General features: G+C 61.1%; 5 protein-coding genes. 4 read left to right on the top strand and 1 reads right to left on the bottom strand.

Annotated elements, in window-relative coordinates:
* Nucleotides 1-222 precede the first annotated feature (222 nt).
* Entirely contained in the window at nucleotides 223-459 is a 237-nt protein-coding gene (locus ASD60_RS07645) for a hypothetical protein (protein ID WP_056853424.1), read from the bottom strand.
* A gap of 178 nt (nucleotides 460-637) precedes the next feature.
* Here ASD60_RS07645 and ASD60_RS07640 point away from each other — a divergent pair, with 178 nt between their 5' ends.
* The 4 genes from ASD60_RS07640 (at nucleotide 638) to glcF (ending at nucleotide 6,450) form a co-directional block, all read left to right on the top strand.
* Complete coding sequence (locus tag ASD60_RS07640; protein ID WP_056853423.1) at nucleotides 638-2,401, top strand: L-lactate permease; 1,764 nt, start codon at nucleotides 638-640, stop codon at nucleotides 2,399-2,401.
* 261 nt (nucleotides 2,402-2,662) lie between these two features.
* Entirely contained in the window at nucleotides 2,663-4,162 is a 1,500-nt protein-coding gene (gene glcD, locus ASD60_RS07635) for a glycolate oxidase subunit GlcD (RefSeq protein ID WP_056853422.1), read from the top strand.
* Nucleotides 4,162-5,226, top strand: a complete 1,065-nt coding sequence (gene glcE / locus ASD60_RS07630; protein WP_056853421.1) for a glycolate oxidase subunit GlcE — start codon at nucleotides 4,162-4,164, stop codon at nucleotides 5,224-5,226. Before glcD ends, glcE begins: the two co-directional genes overlap by 1 nt.
* Nucleotides 5,227-5,229: 3 nt before the next feature.
* On the top strand, nucleotides 5,230-6,450 hold the full coding sequence (glcF, locus tag ASD60_RS07625; RefSeq protein WP_056853420.1) for a glycolate oxidase subunit GlcF: 1,221 nt from the start codon (nucleotides 5,230-5,232) through the stop codon (nucleotides 6,448-6,450).
* Nucleotides 6,451-6,463 lie beyond the last annotated feature (13 nt).

Here is a 6,463-nt window from a genome sequence, read left to right as displayed (position 1 = left end):
CACTTCATGCTGGTCAGCGAAATGCCCCATGGCGGGCAGAAATTGTCTGGCTATGGCAAGGACATGTCGATGTATGGGCTCGAGGATTACACCGTCGTTCGGCATGTGATGTTCAGGCACTAAGAAACGCATCGCCGGCAAGCCAGCTCCCACAAAATCTCAGCAATCCCTGTGGGAGCTGGCTTGCCAGCGATGGCGTCACCGCTGTTCCAAAACCAATCCCTACAACGTTCGCTGACTGTTGCCGATACCCTTGGCGATATCGATACCCCAATCCATCGCCGCTTCCATGTCCAGCATGTGCGGTTTCGGGTCGTGATTTTCGTCGATCGGCGTGCCGTCCGGCCGATAGACGCCGATGAACATCCCCAGCGAACCGTCCTTCAAAATCTCGGCTTTGACCCGAATGCTGCATCCGTTCGACAGCGTCTCCTTGTGGTCCAGATGGCGCTCAGTCATTGCAATTTTCCTCCCGTCGCAGGATTTTCGACCTTACTGCCAATCCTAGCTCAGCACCGCAATCGCGCTGATTCGCGACTCTGAACACTCAACCTGACAGCGGCGAAATGCCACCTATACTACAAGCCACCGCCCCTCCGGGGTCTGCGCATCCAACAATAAAAAGCAGAGGTGGAACATGGTTTGGCAGCAAATCTACGATCCGTTCAATAACCCGGTACTCTCCACCGTCATGGCCGCCGTGCCGGTGGTGGTGATGCTGGCAGCCCTCGCATTTTTCCATGTCAAGGCCCACCTGGCGGCACTGCTCGCCCTGGCCTCGGCGCTGGTGATCGCGATTTTCGCATTCGGCATGCCGGCCAACATGGCGGGGTCTGCAGCACTCTACGGCGCGGCCAACGGCTTGCTGCCGATTGGCTGGATCGTGTTGAACATCATCTTCCTGCACCGCCTCACCACCGAGAACGGCTCGTTCAAAGTGCTGCAGGATTCCCTGGCGCGGATCACCGACGACCGGCGCCTGCAATTGCTGCTGATCGCCTTCTGCTTCGGCGCTTTCTTCGAGGGCGCGGCCGGTTTCGGTACGCCGGTGGCGGTGACCGGCGCGATTCTGATCGGCCTGGGCTTTTCGCCGCTGGCGGCTTCGGGCCTGGCGCTGATCGCCAACACCGCGCCGGTGGCATTCGGCGCGTTGGGCACGCCAATCATCACTCTGGCCAAAGTCACCGGGCTGGATGAAATGGAGCTGTCGATGATGGTCGGGCGGCAATTGCCGTTCTTCTCGGTGATCGTACCGTTCTGGTTGATCTGGGCCTTTGCCGGGTGGCGCAAGATGCTGGAAATCTGGCCGGCCATCGTGGTCACCGGGGTCAGTTTTGCCATTCCGCAATTTCTTGTTTCCAACTATCACGGGCCGATGCTGGTGGACGTGATCGCCGCATTGATTTCCATGGCCTGCCTGACCGGTTTCCTGAAAGTCTGGAAACCGGCCACCGTGCACACGTCCGCCGCCCTCACCGGCCGAGTCGATAACTCGAAGATCGACGCCGAATATGAGTCGAAAATCGAGCCGAGCGCGGCGTTTTCCAGCGAATCGAAAAAGGCTGTAATGCGCGCGTGGATGCCGTGGATCATCCTCACGGTATTCGTATTCGCCTGGGGCACCCAGGGCTTCAAGAACATGTTCGACACCCGCCCGGCGATTGATCCGGCCACCAATTCGGCCAAGCTCGACCCGCAGGGCAAGCCGATGCGCGAAGCCAACCCGGTGTTCGCCCCGGTCCTGACCTTCACCACCATCCACCAGCAAATCGAAAAAGTGCCACCGGTGGTGCCAGCGCCTAAAGTCGAAGAGGCGGTCTACAAATTCACCTGGTTCACCTCCACCGGCAGCGGGATCCTGCTGGCAGCGATTGTCGGTGGATTGCTGATGGGCTATTCCATCCCGCAATTGATCCACCAATACCTGCGAACCCTGTGGGTGGTGCGCTATTCGTTGATCACCATCACGGCGATGCTTGCCCTGGGTTTCCTCACCCGTTACTCCGGGCTGGATGCCACCATGGGCCTGGCCTTTGCCGCGACGGGAATCTTCTATCCGATGTTCGGCACATTACTCGGCTGGCTCGGCGTGGCGCTGACGGGCTCGGACACCGCGTCCAACGTGCTGTTCGGCGGCTTGCAACGGGTCACCGCCGAGCAACTGGGCCTGAGCCCGGTGTTGATGGCAGCGGCCAACAGTTCCGGTGGGGTGATGGGCAAGATGGTCGATGCGCAGTCGATTGTTGTCGCCTCCACCGCTACCCGATGGTACGGCCATGAAGGGGAAATCCTGCGATACGTGTTCTTCCACTCGATCATTCTGGCGATCCTGGTCGGCGGTTTGGTGACGTTGCAAGCGTATGTGGCGCCATTCAGCAGTATGGTGGTGGGCGGAAATTGAACCGACAGACCGAGGTTTCACTGCGCTGAAGCTCAAGCCCTTGCCCGGGAGGTTCGCCTTCCGGGCTTTTTCTTCGAAGGGCAGTTCTGGAGTACATCGCGAGCAGGCTCGCTCCTACAGGGGCCGGGATTGCGGTGGTACTTGCGTATCTGCGTTTCAGGGCAAAACTTATTGAATGAAAAGCGCTTTACCAGGGACGAAAAGATAGGGACAAACCCAAGGCAAGCAATCCCAGAACAACAAACCGAGTGTCGAGCGCCGATGAACATTCTTTACGATGAACGCGTTGACGGCACCCTGCCCGACGTCGACAAAAACGCACTGCTGCAGGCCCTGCAAACGCAGATGCCCGACCTGGAAATCCTGCACCAGCAGGAAGAACTCAAGCCGTACGAGTGCGATGGGCTTTCCGCCTACCGCACCACGCCGATGCTGGTGGTGCTGCCGCGTGAAATCGCACAGGTTCAAGGGATATTGCGCCTGTGCCATGAGCGCCGGGTGCCAGTGGTGGCTCGGGGTGCCGGGACCGGTTTATCGGGCGGCGCATTGCCGCTGGAAAAAGGCGTGCTACTGGTGATGGCGCGCTTCAATCAGATCCTGCATATCGACGCCGCAGCCCGCACTGCGCGGGTTCAGCCGGGCGTGCGTAACCTGGCGATTTCCCAGGCCGCCGCACCTTATGGCTTGTATTACGCCCCCGATCCCTCCTCGCAAATCGCCTGTTCCATCGGCGGCAATGTCGCGGAAAATGCCGGTGGCGTGCATTGCTTGAAATACGGGCTGACCGTGCACAACCTGCTCAAGGTGGACATCCTCACCGTCGATGGCGAACACCTGACGCTGGGCTCCGACGCCCTAGACTCACCGGGTTTGGATCTGCTCGCACTGTTCACCGGTTCCGAAGGCATGCTCGGGGTCATCACCGAAGTCACGGTCAAGTTGTTGCCCAAGCCGCAGTCCGCCAAGGTACTGCTGGCGGCATTCGATTCCGTGGAAAAAGCCGGCCGCGCCGTCGGCGATATCATCGCTGCCGGGATCATTCCCGGTGGCCTGGAGATGATGGATAACCTGGCTATCCGCGCCGCTGAAGACTTCATCCACGCCGGGTATCCGGTTGAGGCCGAAGCCATTTTGCTGTGCGAACTCGACGGCGTTGAAGCCGATGTGCATGACGACTGCGACCGCGTGCGCCAGGTGTTGGAACAGGCTGGCGCCACCGAAGTGCGCCTGGCCAAAGACGAAGCCGAACGGGTGCGGTTCTGGGCCGGTCGGAAAAACGCCTTTCCGGCGGTGGGTCGCCTGTCACCGGATTATTACTGCATGGACGGCACCATCCCGCGCCGCGAATTGCCCGGCGTGCTCAAGGCCATTGCCGAGCTGTCGGCGGAATATGGTTTGCGCGTCGCCAATGTGTTCCACGCCGGCGACGGCAACATGCACCCGCTGATTCTGTTCGATGCCAATCAGCCCGGTGAACTGGAGCGTGCCGAAACCCTGGGCGGCAAGATTCTGGAGCTGTGCGTGAAGGTCGGCGGCAGCATCACCGGTGAACACGGTGTCGGGCGCGAAAAGATCAATCAGATGTGCGCACAGTTCAACAGCGATGAGCTGACCCTGTTTCACGCGATCAAGGCCGCGTTCGACCCCGGTGGCTTGCTCAACCCCGGCAAGAACATCCCGACCCTGCACCGCTGCGCCGAATTTGGCGCAATGCACGTGCATGCCGGAAAACTGCCGTTCCCTGACCTGGAGCGTTTCTGATGTACGCAAAAGCCGATTTGGACGACAGCGCGCTGCTGCTGGAGCAGGTCAACGAGGCATTGGAAAACGCCACGCCGTTGCGCATCCAGGGCGCCAACAGCAAAGCGTTTCTCGGGCGCATGACGGCCGGCGAAATACTCGACACCCGATCACATCGCGGCATCGTCAGTTACGACCCGACTGAACTGGTGATCACCGTGCGCTGCGGTACGCCATTGGCCGAACTCAAGCAAGTGCTGGACGCCGCCCAGCAGATGCTGCCCTGTGAACCGCCAGCCTTTGGCGATGGCGCCACCGTTGGCGGCATGATTGCCTGCGGGTTGTCGGGGCCGCGTCGGCCCTGGTCCGGCTCGGTACGCGATTTCGTCCTCGGCATACGGGTGATCACCGGCCAGGGAAAGCATTTGCGTTTCGGTGGCGAAGTGATGAAGAACGTCGCCGGCTACGACCTGTCGCGGCTGATGGCCGGTAGCTACGGAACCCTGGGCTTGATCACTGAAGTCTCGCTCAAGGTTTTGCCCAAACCCCGCCAAGCCTTGAGCATCAGTCTTGAAATGAGCGCTGAGCGCGCGCTGTTGCGCCTGGCAGAATGGGGCCAGCAACCATTGCCAATAAGTGCCGCGTGTCACGACGGCGAACGCTTGCAGCTGCGGCTCGAGGGCGGTGAAGGCTCGGTGGCGGCGGCCCATGACCGTTTGGGCGGTGAGCTGCTTGAGGCGGCGTACTGGGCGGATCTCAATGAACAGCGCTTGAGTTTCTTCGACGAGGACCAACCGTTGTGGCGGCTGTCCTTGCCCAACAACACGCCGCGCCTGTCGCTGCCCGGCAAGCAGCTCATCGACTGGGGCGGCGCCCAGCGCTGGCTCAAGTCCGACGCCCAGGCAGCATTCATTCGCCAGGTCGTCGAGGAAGTCGGCGGCCACGTGACCTGCTACAGCCACGGCCTCACCGACACTCCGTTCCAGCCACTGCCCGACGGGCTGATGCGCTATCACCGCAACCTCAAGCAGCAACTCGATCCCCGGGGCATTTTCAACCCCGGACGTCTGTACGCGGAGCTTTGAACCATGCAGACCACCCTGAGTGAAAATGCTCGCCAACTGCCCCGCGCCGAAGAAGCCGACAGCATCCTGCGCACCTGTGTGCACTGCGGCTTCTGCAATGCCACTTGCCCTACCTATCAGTTGCTCGGCGATGAACTGGATGGCCCGCGCGGGCGCATTTACCTGATCAAGCAAGTGCTCGAGGGCAACGAGGTCACGCAGAAAACCCAGCAACATCTGGACCGTTGCCTGTCGTGCCGTAACTGCGAAACCACCTGCCCGTCCGGCGTCGACTATCACAACCTGCTGGACATCGGCCGGGCGGTGGTCGATGCGGCAGTGCCGCGCCCGATTGGTCAGCGCCTGTTACGCGAAGGGCTGCGCACGCTGGTGCCGCATGCGGACCTGTTCAAGGGCCTGGTCAACAGCGGCCAGATGTTCCGTGCGCTGCTGCCTGGCACATTGCAAAGCAAATTGCCGCGCAGTTCACCGGCAACCAAAAAACGCCCCACCACCCGCCACGCCAGGCAGGTGTTGATGCTCGAAGGTTGCGTACAACCGGGGCTGTCACCCAATACCAACGTCGCCGCTGCGCGGGTGCTCGATCGGTTGGGCATCAGTGTCATGCCGGCCCGCGAAGCCGGTTGTTGCGGTGCCGTGGATTATCATCTCGACGCCCAGGCGACCGGACTGGACCGTGCCCGGCACAACATCGACGCCTGGTGGCCCAGCATTGAAAGCGGCGCCGAAGCCATCGTGCAAACGGCCAGTGGGTGCGGTGCATTTATCAAGGATTACGGGCATTTGCTCGAACGCGACCCGGCCTACGCCGACAAGGCCAAAACCGTCAGTGCTCTGGCCAAGGACCTGGTCGAAGTACTGCGTAACGAGCCACTGGAACAACTCGGCATTCATAACGCCCGACGCGTGGCGTTTCATTGCCCTTGCACGTTGCAGCACGCGCAGAAACTCGGTGGCGCAGTGGAGTCGGTGTTGATACGCCTGGGCTTCAATCTGACGACCGTGCCCGACGGTCATCTATGCTGTGGCTCGGCGGGCACCTATTCGCTGACCCAGCCGGAACTGGCCCGACAACTGCGCGACAACAAGATGAATGCCCTGGAAAGCGGCTACCCCGAAGTCATCGCCACGGCCAATATCGGCTGCCAGTCGCACCTCGATGGCGCGGGCCGTACACCGGTCCGGCACTGGATCGAACTGGTCGAAGCCGCCCTGTCCCAATAACGCCCCGGAGATT

It is taken from the genome of Pseudomonas sp. Root562, assembly GCF_001427125.1.
Taxonomy (GTDB): Bacteria; Pseudomonadota; Gammaproteobacteria; order Pseudomonadales; family Pseudomonadaceae; genus Aquipseudomonas.
This window is presented reverse-complemented; position numbering and strand designations above follow the sequence as displayed.